Genomic DNA, 21481 nt, shown 5'->3' on the forward strand with positions numbered 1-21481 from the left:
CCCAGCACGGACTCACCCGCCAACAAGCGGTGATACGCCTCCGCCCGGACCTCCCACGCGATCTTCTTCGCCACGCACACCCTCCACCATCAGGGTGTTGCGCTAACCTTCTGAACTCGCCCGCGTTTTAGGGGCGTCAGCTGCGCTCTCGGCGAGGGGTGTCAGTGCCAGAGCCCCAGGGAGAACTCGGCGATCACGGTGGCGAAGAGGAAGGACGCCGTGATGGCCACCAGGCCCACGGGGATGATCTTCCAGCCGATCTTGCGCAGCAGCCCGATGTCCTTGCCGAGGGACAGGCCCGCGAAGCTCAGCACGATCGTGGTGATGGACACGAAGTCCACGGCGTCGGCGGTGCTGTGCATGAACGCGGCCAGCGGGGACCACGGAGAGGACAGGTAGGCGCCCAGCGTGGTGACCCAGACGACGGCCTGGACCTTGTTGCGGCTCAGCTTGGCCAGGCCGAAGGCGGCCAGGACGATCAGCATCATGACCACGTAGCCGATCACGGTGTTCCAGCTGAAACCCTTGCCGGAGGCGATGTCGGCGATGGTCGCCGTCGTCAGGCCCAGGATGCCGACGATCGGCAGGGACGTCCGCAGCGGCACGGACACGGCGGCGGACGCCTCGGCGACCTGTGCGCGGAAGGCGGCGTTGCCGGCGTCGTCGCTCGACTGGGCGGGATTGGATCCCGCGAGCGGGACCGGCGTGGAGACCGCGACGGCAGCCGGCGCGACGGCGGCCGAGCGGGTCAGCAGGCGGTAGAAGCGGTCCGCGAGCGGCAGGGCGATGTACATGCCCACGTAGACGCCCAGCATGCTGGTGATCAGGTTGGACACGGCGGCCATGCCGACGATCGCGGACTTGTCCGCCGGGTAGGCGGCCGTGACGCTGGCGACCGAGGCGGCCATCATGGAGCCGGAGCCCACACCGGAACCCATGGCCAGCGCCAGCGGGTCGAAGATCTTCCAGTTCGCCACCAGGGACGCGGCGATGCTGATGTAGACCGCGCCGAAGATGGTGCCGAAGACGTACATGGCCAGCACGCCGCGGTACTCGTCCGAGTTGGGGCCGAAGCGCTCGGACACCATGGCGAAGGCGGGTTCGCGGTCCAGCGAGAAGGTGGCGCCCACGGTGGCGCGGCCCATGCGGAGCAGCACGGCCAGCGGCAGTGCCAGCACGATGGTGCCGAGCAGGTGGCCGACCTCCTGGAGGAGGAGCGCCGGGCCGGCCTTGAGCAGCGCGGTCAGGCTGGGCCCGATGTCCATGGACAGGCGCGCGCAGAGCACCAGGACGGCGATGCCGGAGAGCGCGGTGGCCATCCGCTGGTACTTGACCGGCAGCGGCTTGATCTTCTGGACCGAGATCACCAGGCCCATGAGCAGGCCCCAGACCATCGGGAGGATGAGGAGGGTGCCGATGCCCACCGGGATCTTCAGGGGGCCGATGAGCTGGGCGACCACCGCGACGGCGAGAGCCAGCGCGGCAAGGGGGAGCGTCTTGGTGCGGGTGGGACGGGAAGTGGTGGTGCTGCTCATGCGAGTGCCTCTGCGGACGCGGGGTGGTAGGCGGCGGCCGTGAAGCGCGCCTTCTGCTCGGGGTTCGATGCCGCGCCGGCCACGGTGGCGGCCAGGGCATATGCGGCGTCGAACATGGCCTCGTAAGCCGCGGGGGTGTCCGCGACGGCGGTGAAGCCGGCGGAGTGGATGGGGACGGTGGCCCCGGGGATGCCGAACATGGGGTGGATGCTGGGGATCACCTGGCTGATGTTGCCCATGTCCGTGGACCCGCCTCCGGAGGAATCCGGTGCGGGGGTGACGTCGTGACCGCGGGAGCCGAACGCCGCGTTCCAGTGTTCGGACAGCTGCAGGTCCTGGTTGAGCGGCTCGTAGAGTGGCTCGATGTCTTCGATGCTCAGCTCCGTGCCGCTGGCCAGGGCGGCGCCCTCGAAGCAGGCGCGGACGCGGGAGAGGAGAGACTCGTACTCCGGCAGGGTGAAGGCGCGGCATTCGAAGTCGACGACGGCGCGGTCCGGGATGATGTTGGTGGCCACGCCCGCTTCACGGACGAAGAGGGCCGTGCGGTGGTCGTCCGGCAGCTGCTGGCGCAGCAGGCCCACGGCCACCTGGCTCAGCACGGCGCCGTCGGCGGCGTTGATGCCGCGGTGCGGCATGGCGGCCGCGTGGGCGGCCTGGCCGGCGAAGGTGGCGCGGAAGCGGCCCACGGCCTGAGAGCTGGTGCCCGCCGGGTTGGCGGTACGGCCTTCCGGTACCGGGTGGGCCATGAGGGACAGCCCGACGCCGTCGAAGGCGCCCGCGTCCAGGAGCAGGGACTTGCCGCCGCCGTGCTCCTCGGCGGGGGTGCCGATGGCCTTGAGGGTGATGCCCAGCTCGTCCACGAGCGGGGCGAGGGCGAGGGCGGCGCCGACCGTGGAGCCGGCGATGAGGTTGTGGCCGCAGGCGTGGCCCACCTCCGGCAGGCAGTCGTATTCGACGCAGATGGCCACCACGAGCTCACCGCTGCCGATCGTGGCGGTGAACGCGGTGTCCAGGCCGCCGGTGCCGCGCTCCACGCCGAAGCCGTGCGCCTCCAGGAGGGAGGTGATGGCGGCGGCCGCCTTGACCTCCTCGAAGGAGAGCTCCGGGTTGGCGTGGATGAAGCGGGCCATCTCCAGAACGGCGGGGCGGACGGCCTCCAGGTTCTGGGCGAGCTGGCTGGTGGGTGCGGCGGAGGAAGGCATGGTGCTCCTGGGGAAAGGTCGAAACGGAGTGGTTGAGCGGGGCGTCAGTTGGTGTAGAGGTCCAGCTCGTCCCAGAACTGCGAGGTGCGTTCGATGCCGGCCTTGACGCGCTCGGGTTCGCGCGCCTCCAGACCAGCGAGCAGGCCGTACGCCACGGATAGGGAGGCGGTGGCCGACTGGAAGGCATAGACGCCTTCGGAGGGGACGAGCAGGAGGTGGTTGCTCGCCTTGGCAAGATCGGTGGACTTCAGGTCCGTCACGGTGATGACGGTGGCGCCCGCCTGGCGCGCGAGCTGCGCAGCGATGGTCAGGTGCTTGAGGGGCCGCCAGAGGTGGAAGACCACCAGGGCGTCGCCGGGCCGCAGTGACCCGACGGCGGAGGCGAGGTGGACGCCGGCGCGGCCCTCGAAGTTCGCGGGGTAGCCCGCGGTGGCCAGGAGATGGGCGAATGCGACGGCGGATGCCGAGTAGGAACCCTGCCCGACGACGATGATGCGGCGGGCGGTGGCCAGTGCGGTCACGGCGTCGTCCGCGGCTTGGGGGTCCACGGTGTCCATGGCCAGGCGCAGGTTCTCCACGTCATGGGCCAGGGAGTCGTGAATGGGCGAGCGCACCTCGACGCGGTGGGACAGGGGTGCGGTGTCGGCGATGTGGACCAGGTAGCGGGCGCGGAGCTCGCGCTGCAGGTCCGACCAGCCGCGGTAGCCGAGGGCCTGGGCGGTGCGGGAGACGCTGGAGCTGTTCACGCCGGCCTTGAGGGCGATCTCGGTGACGTCGCCGTAGGAGGCCAGCTTCGGGTTGACTGTGAGGGCGTCCACCACGCGGGCCTGGGCCTTGGTGAGCTTGAGAGCGGGGATGGCGTCGCCGAGCCAGCCGCCGTTGCCGGGCGTCTGGGACTCCGTCGTCTCGTCCATCTCTCCTCCTTCGGTCCAGCTGTGATCCAGGTCTCTTCTGCAATTGTATGTGCAGAACTGCTGTTCTGCACAAGACTTTGCAGAAAGAAGCCGTGGGGGATGGTTTCCGGGGAGCCGCGCGGGCCTGTCGGGGGATTGAATGGGCCCGGATGCCTCTCTACGATGACGCTTGTCGGGCTCATGGGGCCGGGCTGTCATGCGGGGAAGGAGAGGCCGTGAGCCGTGCGCATCGTCCCCTCGCCCTGCGCCGTGGGCGGCCGGCCCCCACAGTGGATGACCGGGACGCCTCCCGCGCCGACTGGATGGAGCTGTTCTTCGACCTGGTCTTCGTGGTGCTGGTCGGCCAGCTCTCCGCAGGGCTGCGCACCCATCCTGACTTCGCCGACGTCGGGGTCTTCCTGGCCCTCTTCTCCTCGGTCTGGTGGTCCTGGGTGAACCTGACCTTCTCGGTCAACATCCAGGAGCACCTCTCCCGTCGCGCCCTGGCCGGCTACATGCTGGCGGCAATGGCCGCGATGGGGGCCATCGCCGTGGCGGCACCCGGGGCGACGGCGTCTTCGGGATGGCTCTTCGCTCTCGGCAACGCGGCCCTGCGCGGCGTGATGCTCGGTCTCTGGGTCCGGCGCAGCTGGTCTGCGGGGGCGGGTGCGCGGATCCGGGTGCTCGCTTACAACGGCGCCACCGGGATCCTCTGGCTCGCGTCCGCCTTCGTCCCTGCTCCCGGGCGCTTCCTGCTGTGGGCGGTGGCGATCGTGGTCGAGATCGTGCTCCTCGTGGTCACGGCGCCCGGGCTGCTGCGACGGCTGGGGACCGTCAACGTGGAACACCTCGCAGAGAGGTTCGGAACTCTCGTGATCATCGCGCTCGGCGAATCCGTGCTGGCGATCGTCAACGCGGTGTCGGCTTCCCTGTCTCCGATGGTGGGGCTCGCGGCGGGGCTCGCACTGGTCATCACGGCCTGCCTGGCCTGGAGCATGTTCATGTTCGGCGTCGACTCGATGCGGGCGGGCCTGGAGAGGCTCGTGAGGGCGGACGACTCGCGCGGCCTGGTGGAGACGTTCGCCTTCCTGCCCTACCTCCTCGTGGCCGGCGTGATGATGCTGGCCGGTGCCCTGTCCGCCGCCATCTCCGCCCCGGCCGGGATCCTGCCGGTGGCCAGCGGCGTGACCCTCGGCGCCGGCGTCGCGCTGTTCTACGGCACCAACGCCCTCGTCTCCCGCCGGTACGGGAACCGGTGGCGCGTCATCCTCCCGTGGGCGCTGCCCGCGGTGCTCCTTCCGCTCGCCGTTTCCGCGGGGGCTGCCTGGATCCCGGCCGTGTGGGTACTGGGCGCGATGGCTTGTGTGCTGGTCGCGGTGGTGGTGATCGCGGAACGCCTGGCCCGCCGCAAGGCGGTGGCGAAGGCCGGAGTCTGGCCGGGCTGACGCTGGGAACGGTCGGCACAAGTCCGGGGGGGGAGAACCGGAATCGGCCTCCTGGAGAGATCGAAGCGGCCATTCCGGGCCGATTCGGAAATCTGCAGACTTCCGAAACGCCTTTCCCATGGCAAATATCCTTCACTTTCCGGTCGTGGTCCGCGAGGATGGTGGCGTGGCCGATCCAGACGCGGGAAAATTGCCGGGCCCTTCCGCCTACGTCCTGTACAAGCGGCTCGTCCACGCAACGACGGTTTCTGTTTGCGCCTGGGGTTCCCTCACCGTTCTTTCCAGTTCGAAGATTCTCCAGCCGTCATGGTTCACCGACGTGCTGGTAGGAGCGGCCATGGTGGCGGCCGTGCCGATGATGGTGATCCGGGCCTGGGCGGGAATCAAAGATCGCGCAGAGACCCGCGAAGGGTATACCTCCCTTCCTCGAAGGAGAAAGGATCTTCCTCAGCGGGATCCGTACCTTGGGGAGGTCATCCGGGAGGCCGGTGCGGACTATTTGCCCAAGGACGAATTCTTCGCCGTACGTGATCGCGCAAAGGCGCTTGCGGAGCGGCTGAGGCTTTGACCTGGTCCTGGCCCGGGGCGTACGACGCTTCGTCGGCTCAAAGTGCGCATTTCATGTCAGGCGGTACGATCCGACTGCTCAGGAAACGCCGCCTTCACCGCCCCGCGAGTTCGTGCCAGAGCAACGCCACCGCCAGCGAGGCCCGGGACTCCGCCTCGTCCAGGGAGACGCCCAGCCGTTCCTCCAGCCGCCGGACTTGGGCGTAGAGGGCCTGACGGCTCACCTTCCGGGCCCTCGCCAGCGATGACATGTTCCCGCCGTGCTCCAGGTGGTCCCGCAGAAGCTCTATGAGTTCCGGTGCCGGAGGGTCCAGCAGGGGCGCCAGCTCCGCCTGGGCGAACGCCTTCACCCGCGGGTCTTGTCCCAGGAGGGACAGCAGCCCGCGGAGCCGGATGTCGCTGAAACGGTGGAACGGCAGGCGTCGCGAGGCCAGGGTCGCCGCGGTATCCGCCACCTGATCCGCATCGTCCAGCCCACGCGCCGCCGCCACGAGCGAGCGGTCTGGGCGTCCCACGCCCAGCGTCCAGCTCAGTCCCGGGGCGTGGACCCCCGCGGCCAGGCGGTGCAGGGTGGCGTCCTCGAGCTCCAAGGCGGGCAGGAGCAGCAGGATCGCCACGGACCCCGCGTGCAGGCTGGCCGCAAGGACCGAATGGTGATCCCGCGCCGCCCACTCCTGCAGCGCGTCCAGGAAGGCGCGCTCGCTCAGCTGCACCGCCGTGGCGTCCTCGGCCCCCTCCGCTCCGCCATCCAGCTTCGCCACCACGGGAACGTACCCGGCGCCCGGCTCCAGGCCGAGCGCGCGGGCGCGCGCCCGCGCCTCCTCCTCGCGCGGCGGCGAGGCCTGACGCAGATCCTGGACCAGGCCGGCCCGGGCCTGGATGAGCAGCTCCCGCCGGTCCCGGCCCGCCATGCGCGCCATGGTCAGCGCCTGCCCCGCGCGCTCCAGGACCTGCAGCGCGTCCGTCAGTTCCCAGGTGTCCAGCTCCCACGAGTCCGGGTTCCACGCGGCGTCGTCGTTCTGCATGGCCGGTCCCGGCACCAGCAGCCGGCCCCATCGCTGCCCCTTCAGCCCCACCGGGGTCTGCAGCCAGCGCTCGCCACCCGTGCCGAACCCCGTGTGGTTCAGATACCCGACGTGCCGGGATCGGTTGGTCCAGCGGTCCAGGAGCCGGGTGGGGTCCTCGCCGTGTGTGGCGTAGCTGAGCACCAGGTGGGCCGCGTCCTCGAACACCACCGGTGAACCCAGCAGCTCCGCCGTGGTCTGCACGATCGCCGCCTCCCCGGCGTTCTCCAGGCCCAGTCCCGTGAACACCTCGTGCACATGCCGGGCGCGCTCCAGGCGCGTCACCTGCTGCGCCATGAGCGCGCGGTGCGCGTCCTCGGTGACCTGCACGAAGCGGACGCGGCGGGTGAGCAGCACCAGCGGGGCGTCCACGACGGCGGCAGCCGCGCGGAGGGTGGCGATCGCCTCGGTGTCCGGGGCGCCGTCGTCGTCCACCAGTTCGACGACGACGGCGGCCGCGCCCGCCCCATGGAAGCGCCGCAGGAACGCCGTGGTCAGGGCGGGGGATCGGCGGAACGCGAGGCCGGTGGTGAGCACCAGTTCGCCGCCCTGCAGGAGGCCGCCCGCTTCGGTGTCCTCAGCGATGTGGACCCAGCGGACCGGGGCGTCCAGGCCGCTCTCCCCGGCCAGGACCTCCGGCCGGCCGGCGGCGAGGGCCTCCAAGGTCAGCACGTCGCGGACGGTCAGAGTGCTGGGAGGCGTGGGCGCAGGCATGGACACAGTGTAAATCCATGGCATCAAAGCAGAACAGATTGTCAGGTGCGTGGCTGTGATCCAGGGCACAGGATGGAATCAGGAAACCCCGAAAGGACCCCCATGCAGACCATTCAGCACTGGATAAACGGCACCGCCACCGAGGGCGACGCCGGCCGCTTCGGCGACGTCACCAACCCCGCCACCGGCAAGGTCACCTCCCGCGTGGCCCTGGCGAGCGCGGCCACCACGCAGGAGGCCATCGCCGCAGCGGCGGCCGCGTTCCCCGCCTGGCGGGACACCTCCCTGGCCCGCCGCGTCCAGGTCCTCTTCTCCTTCCGCGAACTCCTCAACGCCCGCAAGGGTGAGCTGGCGGCCATCATCACCGCCGAGCACGGCAAGGTCCTGGAGGACGCTTTCGGCGAGATCGCCCGCGGCCAGGAGGTGGTCGAATTCGCCTGCGGCATCCCGCACCTCATCAAGGGCGGCTACACGGAGAACGCCTCCACCAAGGTGGACGTGCACTCCATCCGGCAGCCGCTGGGAGTCTCCGCCATCATCTCGCCCTTCAACTTCCCGGCCATGGTGCCCATGTGGTTCTTCCCCGTGGCCATCGCCGCCGGCAACACCATCGTCCTGAAGCCCAGCGAGAAGGACCCCACGGCCGCCAACTGGCTGGCCGCCCTGTGGAAGGAGGCCGGCCTGCCGGACGGTGTCTTCAACGTGGTGCACGGCGACAAGGAGTCCGTGGACGCCCTCCTGGACTCCCCGGACGTCGCCTCCGTCTCCTTCGTGGGCTCCACCCCCATCGCCAAGTACGTCTACGAGCGCGGCACGGCCACCGGCAAGCGCGTCCAGGCGCTGGGCGGCGCCAAGAACCACATGCTGGTCCTGCCGGATGCGGACCTGGACCTGGCCGCCGACGCCGCCGTGAACGCCGGATTCGGCGCCGCCGGTGAACGCTGCATGGCGATCTCCGCCGTGGTCGCCGTCGAGGCCATCGCGGACGAACTGGTGGCCAAGATCGCCGAGCGCACCCGCACCCTGCGGATCGGTGACGGAACCCGCGGCTGCGACATGGGCCCGCTGGTCACCGCCGCCCACCGGGACAAGGTGGCCGGGTACATCGACGCCGGTGAGGACGCCGGCGCCACGCTGGTCCTGGACGGCCGCAACCCCAGCCCGGACGCCGAGGGCGACGGCTTCTTCCTCAACCCGACGCTCTTCGACCACGTCACCCCGGACATGACCATCTACCAGGACGAGATCTTCGGCCCGGTCCTGTCCGTGGTCCGCGTGGACGGCTTCGATGAGGGCATCGAGCTGGTCAACGCCAACCCGTACGGCAACGGCACGGCGATCTTCACCAACGACGGCGGGGCTGCGCGCCGTTTCGAGAACGAGGTCACGGTGGGCATGATCGGCATCAACGTGCCGATCCCGGTGCCCATGGCCTACTACTCCTTCGGCGGCTGGAAGAACTCCCTCTTCGGGGACACCCACGCCTACGGCACCGAGGGCGTGCACTTCTTCACCCGCGGCAAGGTGGTCACCACGCGCTGGCAGGATCCCAGCCACGGCGGCCTGAACCTGGGCTTCCCCACCAACGCCTGAACCTCCACCACCCCAGCAGAGCAAAGGAAACCGTCATGAGCGCCGACACCCTCCCCGGCACGGAGACACTCCCACCCACCGCCGATGAGATCGAGGCCGGGCGCCGCGCCTACGATCTGGACCGCGCGCACGTCTTCCACTCCTGGTCCGCCCAGGACACCCTGACGCCCATGACCATCCTCAAGGCCGCCGGTTCGGAGGTCTGGGACGGTGAGGGGCGCCGCCTGATCGATCTGTCCAGCCAGCTGGTCAACACCAATATCGGGCACCAGCACCCCCGCGTGGTGGCCGCCATCCACGCGCAGGCCGGCAAGCTTTGCACCGTGGCGCCGCAGTACGTGAACGAGGCCCGCTCCGAGGCCGCCCGGCTCATCACGGAGCTGGTGCCGGACGGACTGGACCACGTGTTCTTCACCAACGCCGGCGCCGACGCCGTGGAGCACGCCATCCGCATGGCGCGCCTGCACACGGGCCGCCGGAAGGTGTTCGCGGCGTACCGCAGCTACCACGGCGGCACGGACCTGGCCATCAACGTCACGGGAGACCCCCGGCGCTTCCCCAACGACAACGGCGACGCCGGTGTGGTCCACTTCCTGCCCGCCTACCTGTACCGCTCCTACTTCGGCGCCACCACGGAGGCTGAGGAGACGGAGCGGGCGCTGAAGCACCTGGAGGACATGATCGTCCTGGAGGGGCCCTCCAATGTGGCGGCCGTGATCCTGGAGACGGTGCCCGGCACGGCCGGGATCTTCGGCCCGCCCGCCGGATACCTGGAGGGCGTCCGGGAGATCACCCGCAAGTACGGCATCATGTACATCGCGGATGAGGTCATGGCCGGCTTCGGACGCACCGGCGAGTGGTTCGCGTTCCAGCGCTGGGGCGTGGTGCCGGACCTGGTGACCTTCGCCAAGGGTGTGACCTCCGGCTACGTGCCGCTGGGCGGCGTCATCATCTCCGACCCGGTGTTCGACACCTTCCGGCAGCGCGCCTACCCGGGCGGCCTCACGTACTCCGGGCATCCGCTGGCGTGCGCGGCGGCCGTGGCCACGATCGGCGCCATGCGGGATGAGCGCATGGTGGAGAACGCCAAGCGCCTGGGCGAGGACGTGATCGGCCCGGCGCTGGAGGCCATGAAGGCCAAACACCCGAGCGTGGGCGACGTCCGCGGTTCCGGTGTGTTCTGGGCGATCGAACTGGTCAAGGACCGGCAGACGCGTGAGCCCCTCGCGGCGTACGGCGGCTCCAGCCCGGAGATGAACGCGGTCATCGCGGAGATCAAGGCCGGCGGCGTCCTGCCGTTCGCCAACTTCAACCGCGTCCACGTCGTCCCGGCCCTGAACATCCCGGACGATCAGCTGCGGGAGGCGCTCGCCGTCGTCGACCATGCGCTGGACGTGGCGGATGCGGCGGTGGCCAGGGCCTGAGCGCCGGCGCCACCGCGCTCCAGGCGGCCCGCTCACCAGAGGTGAGCGGGCCGTCGTCGTCGTTGTTTACTTGAGCGAATCCTTGATCACGGTGCCGTCCGCGCCCAGGACGTACCAGACGCCGTTGACGCCCTGGCCGTTGACCTGGCCGGGGGCGGTGTCATGGGAGAAGAAGTAGATCGGCATGCCGGCCACGGTGACCTGCATCTTGCCGTCCGAGCCGGTGATGCTGCCGGTCTTGGCAGTGACGCCCTGCAGGGTGGGCGCGCTGTCGCTCTCCACGGCCGGCCACATGGCGGCGCACGCGCCAAGGCAGGCGCTCTTGGTGGCGTTCATGCCGTCCGGGGTGAAGATGTAGACGGTGTCGCCCTTGCCGTCCACCACGATGGACTTGCCGGCCACCGTGGCGGTCTTGAGTGTCAGGGCGCCCGCAGCGGGCGTGCTCCCGGAACCGCCGCCGTAGTCACCGCCTCCATAGCCACCGCCAGCGCTGCTGGAGGACGGGGCCATGGATGACGGTGCCATTGATGACGGTGCGGACGACGTCGGGGCGGAGCCACCGTAGCCTCCGGACCCGGACCCCGAGCCGCACCCGGTGAGCGCGAGGCCCGCCGCCGCGGCGAGCGAGGCGACGAGAAGTGCTGGACGCTTGTTCATGACTGTTGTCCTTTCCAGGCTTTCCCATGGGGCGGTGAATCATCACCTGTCCGTGAGACGACGGCCCGCGCAGGACGGTTCATCGCCCGGTCCATTCCCGGTTGATCCGCGGTGAATCGGCGGGAGAATGAAGGGGCGTGAACCGATCCGGCGCGGCCGTCGTCTGGAGAGGTGACAGTGCTTGGCGCAGACCTGGGAGGCGGCACATGCCGATGGATGAGGAGGCTGTGGCGGCGATGTACCGCGATCACGGCGCCGCCCTCCGCCGCTTCGCCCGGGGTGCGGTTGGCAGTGAGCAGCAGGCCGAGGACATCGTCCAGGAGGCCATCATCCGGGTGTGGAAGCTGGCTCCGGAGACCACCGTGGGGCTGCGCGCCTACCTGTACCGGACGGTGAGGAATCTGATCGTGGACGAGTACCGGCACCAGGCGCGGCGGCCACGGGTGGTGGATTCCCTGGATGACGGCTTCGACCGGGCCTACGACGCCGAGCGGATCGACGTCCTCCTGGGCCGGGTGGTCATGGAAGAGGCGTTGCTGAGACTGACGGCGGAGCACCGGCAGGCTCTGATCGCGCTGCACTACCGGCGCCTGAGCGTCGCCGAGGCGGCCGAGGAACTGGGGGTGCCGGTGGGGACCGTGAAGTCGCGCTGTTTTTACGCGTTGAAGGCGCTGCGGAGCACCTTGGAGGAGATGGGGGTGGAGCCATGAGTCACGAGGAGATGCGCCTGTCCCTGGGCGCGTACATTCTGGGCGGGCTCGACGCCGAGGAGACCCGCGCCGTGGAGGCGCACCTCGCGACGTGCGCCGAGTGCCGGGCCGAGGCTGAGGGATTCGAGATGCTTCCGGCACTGCTGGACGCGGTGCCGGTGAGCCGGGCCATGGCCCTGGCGCCCGCGGAGGCGCCGGTGGAGGCGGTTGCCCCGCCGGTGCTTTTGGCGAAAGTCCGTGCACGACGGCGCGTGAACCGCCTGCGCTGGGGAGCCGCGGCTGCCGCCGTGGCCGCCGCAGCGTTGGTCGGCGGTGTGGCGCTGGGACCGGTGGTGAACCCGGCCGGCCCGATCGCCGTCCCGGCGCCGGCCGTGACGCAGCCGGCTCCGGTGGCGCGGTACACGCTCAGCTCGGCGGACGGGGTGCAGGTGGATGTGGCCCTGGTGCGCAAGAACTGGGGGACCGAGCTCGAGCTGAGCTGCCACGGCATGCTGGGTGAAGGCGTGTACAGCGTGTGGGTTTCCAACGCCGACGGCGGCTGGGAACGGGCCGCGAGCTGGAGCTCCTCCGCGTATCAGGGCACGGCGGTGCTCACGGGCGCAACGGCGCAGCAGCCGTCGGCGATCCGGGGGATCCAGATCCGGGACGAGGCCCAGCACGCGCTCGCGAGCCTGACGATCGGGTGAGGGCTGTGCCGCTCCGGTATTCGGGCGGGGGTGTCAATTCATCGCACGGACGGGCCAGCCGAGTTCTCTGTGGACGGCCCAGATCAAGGTCTCTGGAACATTGTTCAACGGCCTGGCGAACCCAGGATATGAAGGGAACGAGTCCTGGGACGGCCCGAACAGGATCACGTTGTTGCTTGCCGTCATCGTCGACCTCACGAGCAGTCCGTCGAGGTGGGGCCCGGCCAGGCGGATGGTTCGTGCCCAATTGCGGCACGTTGCCTTCGACGCGGCGTGCAGCGACGACGACGCGCCTGCCCGGATCGGCCAGTTTCCGGTCAGGTCCAAGAGGATGAGCGGGCGGCTCGGGCGCCAGGAGGCCACGCTGAAGTCGGGGTCCAGCGGGATGGAGCGGGTCTTCTGGAAGACCTCGGCCACCGAGGTGTGAAAGTCCGTTGCGGCGTAGAGAACGGAGCGCTCCGGCTGGTCGACCGCCGGCCCGTCGCGAGGGTCCCAACGGGACGACTTCAACGGACCCCAGATACGGGGTTCGTTCCAGAGCCGCCGATAGGGGCCCGAGGTGCGGTGGATGGTCCAGAGGACGTGAGTGAATTCGACATTGTTCTCGTGGACCAACCCTTCAAGCGGTGCGGGCGGGTTGAAGGGATTCTTCGCCGTCACAGGCGTCCGATCTCCGCGGCCAGCTCGGCAACCAGCTCGGGAGCGCCGCCGGCGGCCAGCCAGTCAACGGGACTCCGGCCGTCCAGTTCCTCGCTGGGAGACGTCATGAACGTCTCCAGGTCGAGCGGGTGAAGCACGACCCTGAAGGAGTCCAGAACGAGCCGCAGACCAGGCAATGGGCGGCCGTTCGGGAACTGCCACTCGGGGAAGACCAACTCTCGATTATGGCGGGCGTGGATCGTGTACAGATCGTTCGTGCCGGCGGAGCGGCGAACGTTGGACGGGGCCCTGCCGAGCATTACCGACACCTGGGATGTACTGAGCCCGGTGAGGCCGCGGTGGTCCGCATCCTCGGCGACGCGCCGAACGCTCACGGCGGCTGCAGCAATGCGGGTTCGCTCGAACATCTCCGCAGGCAGCCCCGCCTCGCCTACCAGGAAGTCCACCTCTCCCTGGCTGAGGGACGTGGTGACGTCGGCAAGTTCCTCGGCCAGTGCGAAGAACTGGTCGTTGTCGATGGAGATGTGGCGTTCCTTTTTGGCGCCATCCAGCACCTTGTAGACCCCGGTTCGCTGGGTCCCGTGCTCATGCCCGATCACTGCCATGCTGTAATGATACGCCGTATCAATGAGTATCAGGTGAAGGGATTCTCGGCCGTTTCCGGCTATGCCGATTGCCCGCACGGATCCCTGCCCGGTCACGGGATGGCCCCCAGGCACAGGGACAGCTGGCCCTGCACTTGTTCTGGGCGCTTCGCGTGAGTGCGGAAATCCATGCCCTGGAGGGTCCGGGCCAGCTCCGGTCCCTCGCCGCCGGCCAGGCCCCGCACCGCCCCGGCCTCCGCCAGCCGCTGGAGCGCGGTCCGGGACAGGCCGGCGCGCTCGAGCAGTTCCGTGACCGAGGCGTACGGCCGCCCGGCCACGATCCGTTTGGCATCCGTGCCGGAGAGGCCGGGAATGGTGCCGAGTCCGAGGCGGACGGGTGCCGGCTCCTCCGTCACGCTCTCGGCGGCACGGCTTTCGACAGCCTGGCTCTCCACGGCGCGGCTCTCGACAGCGCTGTGGACGACGTGGGCGGGCAGCAGCTCGATTCCCAGACGGTCCGCTTCGGCTTGCCGGGCCTCCTGGCCGAGGTCGCCGAACTCGCACCGCCCGGCCAGGAGAGCGGCTGGATGGTGCTCCTCAAGCCAGACGGCGTCCAGGACCGTCGGAAGCACTGTTCCAGGGTTGAGACGTTCAATCTCATGCTCCGCGTAGGCGATCACGCTCTGCTCCCGGGAACCGCGGATCTCTACGGTGAACAAGCCGAGCAGGTCCAGTTCCGCCCGGGAATACTGACTCATGGGCAAGCCAAGGTGGCCACGTTGCAGCGGGACGCGGTCCGCCAGGCCGTCCGCGAGGACGATGCCGAGAGGCTCTGAACCGATGGCGGGTGGTGCATCCGGCGCCGCAGATCCGTCCCCGCTGTCGACCAGTCCGCCGGGCAGCAACCCCTCAGGAGAAGGATCCCCAGTACCCGGGCCCGGTTGCTCAGGGTACTGCCCGAAGAGCGCCACGCGTCCCTTCCCGGCCTGCCTGGCGAGCACTCGGTACGCCTGGCGCATCAGCCGGGCGTCGACGTCGATGGCCGGGACGTGCTCTTCCTCGGCCCTTGGGGCGCAGCGGATTCCGGCTTCTCGCAGGGCGGCGAGCAGACCGCCGGCCATCTCCGCCGGCTCCGTGTCCGGCGCGGTCCCGCGGAGCTCCACATCGCGCACGGGATCCAGACGGCACCGTTCCCTGAGGCGGTCCCTGTCCGTGCCGAGTTGCTGCAGATCGCTCAGCCGCAGGCCGGCGGCGGCGACCACCCGCTGGGAGGCGCGCTCGCCGTCGTCGGTGGGGGAAGACGCGGGGGGACCCAGGCGCAAGATGGCCGGCACCTGATGCTCGCGGGCGAGCTTGAGCAGCCGGGCCGCATGGCTCACTACGACGCCGGACCCGGCGTCTGTGTCCGGGCCGAGCAGTTCAACGGCGACGGTCCCACTCGGCATGGCCGCGACCCATTCCTTGAAAAGGGTGCGGGGACGCAGATACCGGGGGCCGTGCATGGCAGCCCCCACATCCGAGTCCAGGCCGAGGAGCACGGTGAGGACCGGGAACCCCGTCTCCGGGTCCACGGCGTGAGCCGCGAGCCGCTGGCGGCTCACGCCCACGGGCGCCTCGCCGTCCGGACCGCGACGACGTCCGTTCGCTTCGGAGACCAGGCGGCACAGGGCGCGGTACCCGGCACCCGGCTCCACCCGGGTGCCGGTGCCCGCCGTTCCGCCACCGTGCGCGAGAACAGTCACCCGGCCGTGGTGCTGGGAGTGCGGCGTTCCGTCGTCGTCCACGGCACGGTCAAAGACGTCCAGGCTCGCCCCGAGCAGCGCCGGCAGGTCCCGCTCTTGGCATGCCCCGAGATGCTGCACCGCGCCGTGGAGGCCGTCACGGATCACGACGGCGTGCGCCCGCTCAGGAGTGTGATCCGGGTGGGCGTCGGCTTCTGGCACGGGCGCGAGGCTCATGGCTCGTGGAGGCGGGACTGCGGCTCAGGCGCTGCGGCTGAGGTCGGCGGGGAGGACGTTCGGGGGAAGCCTCTCGGCCCGGCCGAGGAGTTGGGCAGGGGTCTCCTGGTCCCCCAGGAGCCGCCACTGCTCGGGGTCGGTGTAGTGAGCCAGGTGCAGAGTGAGCTCCTGGCCCGTCAGGTCGCGGACCAGTCGGAGACGCCAGATCTCGTAGTCCTGGGGAACGGATCCACTGGGCTGCGAAGGGCTCGGATAGCTGCGGCTGGGGATCTCGCAGACCCGGTAATCCCGGCCGTCATAGGACACGACGGCGGGGATGTTGCCCGCCGAGCAGGTGACATTGAGACGTTCCGAGTAAGAGCCCATGACGAACCTCCGTGTCCTGATCGGTCGAACGTGTGTTCGAACGGATTCAGTCTACGACAGCCCACTGACAGGATTTCCAGGGGCGCATGTCCGGCCTCGCCACAGTTGTCAGTTGTCTCAGCAAAGCTGTCAGTCTGCGGACGTGGGGAGCTTTCTCATCTCTTCTGTCAGTTGGATCTGAGGGACGCGGTGGTTGAAGAGGGCCTCCGTGCGTGCCGGCGGGCCGTTGATGCGTTCTCAAGCGGTGCCAGGAACCGCCGCTCCGCCAGATCCAGCGGCCGCAGGCTCCGGGACGCCCGGCACATCACCACCGCTCCCTCGCTGAGAGCGATGAGCGTCGAAGCCGCCTCCTCCGCGCCGTCGGGCTCCAGGCCTCCGGCCCGGAACAGCTCAGCCAGGCGCCGGGTCCACTGATCGAACACCGCGCCCGCGTGATCCAGGAGTTCCGGCGAATCAGCCGCGATCGTCACGGCGAGCACCGAACAGCCGGCGCGGAAGTCGGTCCGGACCAAAAGCTCCCGCCAGGACGCCAGGAAGAGTGCTGCCACCTCAGCCGGGGCCGCGCCGTCGAGCCCGTCCAGAAGTGTCAGTGCACGCCCTCCGGCCCGTTCGATCGCCTCCGCGATGAGTTGGTCCTTCCCTCCGGGGAAGTGGTGATAGACGGAGCCGCGGGGTGCGCCGGCAAGCTCCAGGATGTCGGCCAGGGAGGCGCCCTGCAGGCCCTTCGTGGCGAGCAGGCGCAGGGCCGCGTCGATCATCCGGTTCCTGGTGTCCGCTGCCACGTGCCTCCCGTCCTCCGACGACTATGCCTCGATCATAATTCCCGGCCCGCCGGGACGAATTCCGCAGACCCTTGACGAGCCTGGATCGCGCGCTCATGATCAATTATGACGGTCGACATACATAAAAGGAGCTCATCATGCCCATGATCGACATTTACGCCCCGGCGGGCACCTTCGCCGATCCCCACCGGCTCGCGACCGACGCCGCCGCGACCGTCAAGGACGTCGAGCAGGTCCCGGACATCCCGATGTTCCGCCGGAACACGGCGGCTTTCGTCCATGAACTTCCGGCCGCCGCGATCTCCGACGTCGACGGCGGCAGCGACCACGTGCGCGTCCAGGTCCTGACCAACGCGGGCGCCTTGGACCGCGAGAAGCAGCTGGCCGTCGTCGAGCGCCTCACTGAACTGGTGGTGGCCGCGTCCGGTGACGAACGGCTTCGCGAGCGCACCTGGGTGCTCCTCACCGAGGCCGTCCCCGGCGGATGGGGACTCAAGGGCCACGCGCGTACCAATGAGGAGCTCGTGGCGGCTGCGAGGGCGGAGATCGCAAGCCTGCAGGCCGGCGAGGAGGTCTGACGCGAAAGCGCCGCCACTCCCCAAGGGCCCGCGGTTCGGGCGCGGACTGACAACTATGGTGAGGCCGGGCAGTGCGGCTGACAAGCTGGTCAACAGGCGCAGCCTTCGCCCTTCCAGGCCTCAAACCCTTCCTTGACGGCGAGGCCGGCGATGAGAAGTCCGATGGCGGGGTCCAGCCACCACCAGCCGAACGCCGCATTGCCCAGCAGTCCGATCAGGACGGCGGCCGCCAGGTATGCGCAGAGGAGGTTCTGGTTTCCCTCACCCGTGGTCGCTGCGGACCCGAGGACCGCTCCGAGCCGTCGTTTGGCCCGGCCCAGCAGCGGCATGATGATCAGCGAAGCGACGGACAGCGCGATGCCGAGCCAGCTGGTCTCGGCGTGGTCCCCGTGAATGAGCGACTTGACGGCGTCGAAGGTGATGTACGGCGCCAGAAGGAAGAAGGTCACGGCTACGGCCTTCTGCGCCTGATCCTCGGCCGCCTCGGACAGGGTCCGGGCCCCGGTGAACCGCCAGACGATGATGACCGAGGCCAGCCCTTCAATCAGTGAATCCAGCCCGAATCCGAGCAGGGCGACAGATCCGCTCCAGACTGCCGCGATGATTGCCACGAGGCCCTCGATGCCCATATAGGCCAGGGAGGCCCAGGACAGTGCCCTGGCCTTGCGTGCTGCGGCGTGCCAGTCTTCGTCCACCTGGACTTCCGGTGCGCAGCACGCATCGGTGCAGTCCGAGGCGCAATCGCATCCGGAGCTCACGGTCCTGCTCACAGGGTGGCCCCGGCGCCGTACTCGGGGCAGAGCTCGACGGCTGAACCGGTGGCCTCCAGGAGGGTCTCCGTGGCGTGGAATACCCCGAGCAAGGCCGGTGCCGCAAGGGTGAACATCGACGCCCGCCCGGCCGGATGGGATGTGACGAGTCTGCAGTCCCGAAGGCAGGAGAGGTGCTTGGATACGGTTGATTGCGCGAGCCCGAGCTCGGCTACAAGGTCGACCACGCGCTTCTCGCTCCCGGCAAGGCTGCGAAGGATGGCCAGCCGAGCGGGGTCGCCGAGCGAACGGAACAGGGCTGCCGCCGGTACGAGTCCGGAGCGCGAAGAATCGCGCACCTCTTCTAAAATCGCCATTTGTCGATGATAGCGCGAGCCGGGAATGGGATTGAGGCTTGACGGGAACGACGACGCCGACCGGCTGCTGTCCGCCTGGGTGCAGGAGCAATGGGTCGCCTCCGCCCGTGGAGGCGCGCCGTGCGACGCGGCATGGCCGATGTACGGCGATGAGGCGCGGATCATGGTCATCGACAGTCCCGGCGGAATCGACCGGATCGACGATGATCCGATCGTGCAACTCATTCACGCCAACCGCTGAGTGCCACCTCCGTGTCAGTAAGGAGTCCACGCCGATGCCGATCGACCCCATCATGCCCATCCATCGTTCGGACGAGGACCTGGGCGCCGACCGGACCCTCGGGCCGGAGTTCCTGGCGATGAGCCGGAGGGTCCTGGAGGTGACCGCCCTGACCTCGCGGCTGAATGTCCTCCCGTTCGACGATGCCGCGGCCAAGGCCGAACTGTTCGAGCTGATCCTCGGCCGGCCGCTCCCGCAGGGGGTCACCGTCTATCCGCCCTTCTTCACGGATCACGGGCTGAACCTGGAGCTTGCCGAGCGGGTGTTCATCAATCAGAACTGCACGTTCCTCGACTACGCCGGTATCCGGCTGGGTGCAGGGACCATGGTCGGCCCGCGGGCCACGTTCATCACCATGAGTCATCCGGTGGACCCTGGCGAGCGGCGCCGGCACCTCACCGGCGCGCCCATCGACGTTGCGGAGAACGTCTGGATCGGCGCGGGTGCCACGATCCTTCCGGGGGTCAGTATCGGACGTGATGCGGTGATCGCCGCCGGTGCCATCGTCGCGGACGACGTTCCGGCCGCAAGCCTCGTGGCAGGCCCGAAGGCGACGGTCAAGCGCGCCTGGTGATGACCGCCGTCGTGCCGTCCTCGCGCTGGTTCTCAACGCCTTGTGCGGCTCAGAGGCCGTCCAGAAGATCCTTGACGCCGTCCAAGGCGCCGTTGACCAGGGAGTAATAGGCCCAGGTGCCTCGCTTCTCGCGGTGCAGCAGCCCGGCGTCGACCATGATCTTCAGGTGGTGGGACACGGTCGACTGGCCGAGGTCCAAGGGCTCGGTGAGGTCGCAGACGCAGGCTTCCCCGCCGGGAGCGTTCTTCACAATCGAGAGCAGGCGAAGCCTGTTCGGATCCGCCAGAGCCTTGAACACCACGGCGCGGTCCGCTGCCTCCTCGACGCTGAGGGCCGGCTGGGCGGAGGGCGTGCAGCAGGCCTCTCCCACGGGCGTGAGCTCCAGGGTTCGCGAGGTGTTCATGGCGCCATCCTCTCACGTATATTGATATTCATCGATGTATAGCTCGATACCCCGCGCATCGCCATCCAGCAATCCATTCCTGTCAGGAGCAGTGTGAGCAGTCACGAAGTCACGCCGGCCATGGCGCCCCAGGCCAGCGGCCTGGCCCGTACGGTGGTGGCGGAGGTCCTCGGCACCGGATTCCTGGTGGCGGCCGTGGTCGGTTCCGGGATCATGGCTTCCCGCTTGTCCCCGCATGACACGGGCCTGGCGCTGCTGGAGAACAGCATCGCCACCGGGGCCGCCCTGGTCGCGCTGATCCTGGCTCTGCAGCCGGTCTCGGCGTCCTTCAACCCTGTGGTGACCCTGGTCGAGGCGGCCCTGGGCAGTCTGGCCTGGAGCGCTGCGGTGGTCCTGATCGCGGCACAGGTGGCCGGCGGACTGGCCGGGACGGTGGTGGCGCATCTGATGTTCGGTCTGGACGCCGTCACCTTCTCCACGCATGAGCGCACCGGCCCCGGACTGTGGCTGGCTGAGGTGGTGGCCACGGTGGGCCTGCTGCTGGTCATCTTCGGCACGACCCGTTCGGGCCGGGGCGACAGGGTGGCCTATGCGGTCGGCGGGTACATTGCGGCCGCGTACTGGTTCACCAGCTCCACGAGCTTCGCGAACCCGGCCGTGACGGTCGCTCGCACCATCACCGACTCATTCTCCGGCATCGCCCCGGGCTCCGCGCCGGGATTCATCGCCGCCCAGTTCGTCGGCGGCCTGCTCGGGTTCGCCCTCATCCGTTTCCTCTTCCCCATCGCCGCACCGGCGGATCGAAAGGTCCTTTCATGAACACTGGCGCCCCCGCGAAGAAGCCTTCCGTCCTGTTCGTCTGCGTCCACAACGCCGGACGTTCCCAGATGGCCGCCGCCTACCTCACCGCCCTCTCGGGCGGGGCCATCGAGGTCCGCTCCGCCGGCTCCCAGCCCGCGGACCACGTGAACCCCGCCGCCGTCGCGGCGATGGCCGAGGCCGGGATCGACATGTCCGCCGAGATCCCCAAGGTCCTCACCACCGAGGCCGTGCAGGAATCGGACGTGGTCATCACCATGGGCTGCGGCGACACCTGCCCGTTCTTCCCCGGCAAGCGCTACGAGGACTGGATCCTGGAAGACCCCGCCGGTCAGGGCCTGGACGCCGTGCGTCCCATCCGCGACGAGATCCGCAGCCGGGTCGAGGAGCTCATCGCATCCCTGCGCCCCATCGCCTGAGTGCGGCCGCTCAGGGAATCGCCTCATGGTCCAGTTCGTGGCGGCTCTGACGGGTGGGCGTGAACTCCCGGATGTCCACCAAGGCGGGACGGCCCGGTCCCGCCGGCTGCCCTGCGGTGACCCAGTCGATGATGTCCTGGGTGGTGTCGGCGTCGTTGGCCTCTCCGATCCAGACCGGCCCGGCGCCTTCCGCACGTCCAGCAGCGTCCGGGAGGATGACGACCACGTTGGAGTGATCGCACGCGTCCAGGCATCTGCTGACGATGACCTGCGCGGCGGGCTCGACGCCGTCGCGGATGCGCCGCAGCTGTCCCTGGTGGTCCGTCTGGGGGTGCTTGTGCCGGGATCCGCAGTCCCCGCCCCGGCAGACGACCACCACCGCCTGGTCCTGATCGGAGCGCTTCTGCTGGGCGCGTTTGCCGTTCTTCTTCGCCATCGGCGG

25 protein-coding genes are annotated in these 21481 nt (G+C 69.3%); 11 read left to right on the forward strand and 14 right to left on the reverse strand.

Translation table 11 applies throughout. The features are described 5' to 3' along the window. Nucleotides 1-161: 161 nt before the first annotated feature. The 3 genes from Q9R02_RS15850 to Q9R02_RS15860 are packed head-to-tail and all read right to left on the reverse strand — an operon-like array spanning nt 162 to nt 3651. Nucleotides 162-1535, reverse strand: coding sequence for a DUF3100 domain-containing protein (locus Q9R02_RS15850; RefSeq protein WP_305997678.1), 1374 nt, complete (start codon nt 1533-1535; stop codon nt 162-164). Beyond that, the gene (locus Q9R02_RS15855) at nt 1532-2737 is read right to left on the reverse strand and encodes an amidohydrolase (RefSeq protein ID WP_305997679.1); all 1206 of its coding nucleotides are present in this window, start codon (nt 2735-2737) and stop codon (nt 1532-1534) included. Before Q9R02_RS15855 ends, Q9R02_RS15850 begins: the two co-directional genes overlap by 4 nt. 44 nt (nt 2738-2781) lie before the next feature. Continuing rightward, entirely contained in the window at nt 2782-3651 is an 870-nt protein-coding gene (locus Q9R02_RS15860) for a MurR/RpiR family transcriptional regulator (protein WP_305997680.1), read from the reverse strand. Nucleotides 3652-3866: 215 nt separating this feature from the next. Between Q9R02_RS15860 and Q9R02_RS15865 the strand changes: the two genes are divergently transcribed. Both Q9R02_RS15865 and Q9R02_RS15870 read left to right on the forward strand, forming a co-directional pair. Then, nucleotides 3867-5075, forward strand: a complete 1209-nt coding sequence (locus tag Q9R02_RS15865) for a low temperature requirement protein A (protein WP_305997681.1) — start codon at nt 3867-3869, stop codon at nt 5073-5075. 118 nt (nt 5076-5193) lie between these two features. Beyond that, nucleotides 5194-5643: a hypothetical protein gene (locus Q9R02_RS15870; protein ID WP_305997682.1), complete on the forward strand. Its 450-nt coding sequence runs from the start codon at nt 5194-5196 to the stop codon at nt 5641-5643. A gap of 94 nt (nt 5644-5737) precedes the next feature. Here the strand turns inward: Q9R02_RS15870 and Q9R02_RS15875 are convergent, their stop codons facing one another. Next, a complete protein-coding gene (locus Q9R02_RS15875; RefSeq protein ID WP_305997683.1) occupies nt 5738-7420 on the reverse strand; it encodes a PucR family transcriptional regulator ligand-binding domain-containing protein in 1683 nt (560 codons plus the stop codon). Between the two features lie 102 nt (nt 7421-7522). Here Q9R02_RS15875 and Q9R02_RS15880 point away from each other — a divergent pair, with 102 nt between their 5' ends. Both Q9R02_RS15880 and Q9R02_RS15885 read left to right on the forward strand, forming a co-directional pair. Continuing rightward, nucleotides 7523-9013 (forward strand): CoA-acylating methylmalonate-semialdehyde dehydrogenase, encoded by a 1491-nt coding sequence (locus Q9R02_RS15880; protein WP_305997684.1) that lies wholly within the window; start codon nt 7523-7525, stop codon nt 9011-9013. Between the two features lie 35 nt (nt 9014-9048). Next, nucleotides 9049-10437: an aspartate aminotransferase family protein gene (locus Q9R02_RS15885; RefSeq protein WP_305997685.1), complete on the forward strand. Its 1389-nt coding sequence runs from the start codon at nt 9049-9051 to the stop codon at nt 10435-10437. 66 nt (nt 10438-10503) lie between these two features. Here the strand turns inward: Q9R02_RS15885 and Q9R02_RS15890 are convergent, their stop codons facing one another. Further along, nucleotides 10504-11094 carry a COG4315 family predicted lipoprotein gene (locus Q9R02_RS15890; protein ID WP_305997686.1) on the reverse strand — a complete coding sequence of 197 codons (591 nt, stop codon included), beginning with the start codon at nt 11092-11094 and terminating at the stop codon, nt 10504-10506. Between the two features lie 206 nt (nt 11095-11300). Here Q9R02_RS15890 and Q9R02_RS15895 point away from each other — a divergent pair, with 206 nt between their 5' ends. Beyond that, the gene (locus Q9R02_RS15895) at nt 11301-11804 is read left to right on the forward strand and encodes a sigma-70 family RNA polymerase sigma factor (protein ID WP_305997687.1); all 504 of its coding nucleotides are present in this window, start codon (nt 11301-11303) and stop codon (nt 11802-11804) included. Then, entirely contained in the window at nt 11801-12490 is a 690-nt protein-coding gene (locus Q9R02_RS15900; RefSeq protein ID WP_305997688.1) for an anti-sigma factor family protein, read from the forward strand. The genes Q9R02_RS15895 and Q9R02_RS15900 overlap by 4 nt, the downstream gene beginning before the upstream one ends. A 33-nt stretch (nt 12491-12523) precedes the next feature. On the opposite strand, the gene Q9R02_RS15905 is transcribed toward Q9R02_RS15900, so the two are convergent. The 5 genes from Q9R02_RS15905 to Q9R02_RS15925 form a co-directional block, all read right to left on the reverse strand. After that, complete coding sequence (locus Q9R02_RS15905) at nt 12524-13150, reverse strand: RES family NAD+ phosphorylase (protein ID WP_305997689.1); 627 nt, start codon at nt 13148-13150, stop codon at nt 12524-12526. After that, nucleotides 13147-13755 carry a hypothetical protein gene (locus tag Q9R02_RS15910; RefSeq protein ID WP_305997690.1) on the reverse strand — a complete coding sequence of 203 codons (609 nt, stop codon included), beginning with the start codon at nt 13753-13755 and terminating at the stop codon, nt 13147-13149. The genes Q9R02_RS15905 and Q9R02_RS15910 overlap by 4 nt, the downstream gene beginning before the upstream one ends. A 92-nt stretch (nt 13756-13847) precedes the next feature. Continuing rightward, nucleotides 13848-15677 carry a helix-hairpin-helix domain-containing protein gene (locus Q9R02_RS15915; RefSeq protein ID WP_305997691.1) on the reverse strand — a complete coding sequence of 610 codons (1830 nt, stop codon included), beginning with the start codon at nt 15675-15677 and terminating at the stop codon, nt 13848-13850. Between the two features lie 39 nt (nt 15678-15716). After that, a complete protein-coding gene (locus tag Q9R02_RS15920; protein WP_305997692.1) occupies nt 15717-16058 on the reverse strand; it encodes a hypothetical protein in 342 nt (113 codons plus the stop codon). A gap of 167 nt (nt 16059-16225) precedes the next feature. Then, the gene (locus tag Q9R02_RS15925; protein ID WP_305997693.1) at nt 16226-16840 is read right to left on the reverse strand and encodes a TetR/AcrR family transcriptional regulator; all 615 of its coding nucleotides are present in this window, start codon (nt 16838-16840) and stop codon (nt 16226-16228) included. Nucleotides 16841-16977: 137 nt separating this feature from the next. Here Q9R02_RS15925 and Q9R02_RS15930 point away from each other — a divergent pair, with 137 nt between their 5' ends. Continuing rightward, the gene (locus Q9R02_RS15930) at nt 16978-17418 is read left to right on the forward strand and encodes a tautomerase family protein (protein ID WP_305997694.1); all 441 of its coding nucleotides are present in this window, start codon (nt 16978-16980) and stop codon (nt 17416-17418) included. A gap of 89 nt (nt 17419-17507) precedes the next feature. Here Q9R02_RS15930 and Q9R02_RS15935 read toward each other — a convergent pair whose 3' ends face one another. Together Q9R02_RS15935 and Q9R02_RS15940 are read right to left on the reverse strand one after the other, a co-directional pair. Then, on the reverse strand, nt 17508-18113 hold the full coding sequence (locus Q9R02_RS15935; RefSeq protein WP_305997695.1) for a cation diffusion facilitator family transporter: 606 nt from the start codon (nt 18111-18113) through the stop codon (nt 17508-17510). Nucleotides 18114-18184: 71 nt separating this feature from the next. Beyond that, nucleotides 18185-18544 (reverse strand): ArsR/SmtB family transcription factor, encoded by a 360-nt coding sequence (locus tag Q9R02_RS15940; protein WP_305997696.1) that lies wholly within the window; start codon nt 18542-18544, stop codon nt 18185-18187. A gap of 31 nt (nt 18545-18575) precedes the next feature. Here Q9R02_RS15940 and Q9R02_RS15945 point away from each other — a divergent pair, with 31 nt between their 5' ends. Both Q9R02_RS15945 and Q9R02_RS15950 read left to right on the forward strand, forming a co-directional pair. Next, nucleotides 18576-18785, forward strand: a complete 210-nt coding sequence (locus tag Q9R02_RS15945) for a hypothetical protein (RefSeq protein WP_305997697.1) — start codon at nt 18576-18578, stop codon at nt 18783-18785. 34 nt (nt 18786-18819) lie between these two features. Further along, nucleotides 18820-19398, forward strand: coding sequence for a DapH/DapD/GlmU-related protein (locus Q9R02_RS15950; RefSeq protein WP_305997698.1), 579 nt, complete (start codon nt 18820-18822; stop codon nt 19396-19398). A gap of 49 nt (nt 19399-19447) precedes the next feature. Here the strand turns inward: Q9R02_RS15950 and Q9R02_RS15955 are convergent, their stop codons facing one another. Next, nucleotides 19448-19801, reverse strand: a complete 354-nt coding sequence (locus tag Q9R02_RS15955) for an ArsR/SmtB family transcription factor (RefSeq protein ID WP_305997699.1) — start codon at nt 19799-19801, stop codon at nt 19448-19450. Nucleotides 19802-19921: 120 nt separating this feature from the next. On the opposite strand from Q9R02_RS15955, the gene Q9R02_RS15960 reads away from it, so the two are divergent. Next, the gene (locus Q9R02_RS15960) at nt 19922-20620 is read left to right on the forward strand and encodes an aquaporin (protein ID WP_305997720.1); all 699 of its coding nucleotides are present in this window, start codon (nt 19922-19924) and stop codon (nt 20618-20620) included. Beyond that, nucleotides 20617-21039: an arsenate reductase ArsC gene (locus tag Q9R02_RS15965; protein WP_305997700.1), complete on the forward strand. Its 423-nt coding sequence runs from the start codon at nt 20617-20619 to the stop codon at nt 21037-21039. Before Q9R02_RS15960 ends, Q9R02_RS15965 begins: the two co-directional genes overlap by 4 nt. Before the next feature lie 10 nt (nt 21040-21049). On the opposite strand, the gene Q9R02_RS15970 is transcribed toward Q9R02_RS15965, so the two are convergent. Next, nucleotides 21050-21475, reverse strand: coding sequence for a (2Fe-2S) ferredoxin domain-containing protein (locus Q9R02_RS15970; RefSeq protein ID WP_305997701.1), 426 nt, complete (start codon nt 21473-21475; stop codon nt 21050-21052). Nucleotides 21476-21481 lie beyond the last annotated feature (6 nt).

Origin of the sequence: Arthrobacter horti (assembly GCF_030731045.1) — a bacterium.
GTDB classification, from domain to species: Bacteria; Actinomycetota; Actinomycetes; order Actinomycetales; family Micrococcaceae; genus Arthrobacter_E; species Arthrobacter_E nanjingensis.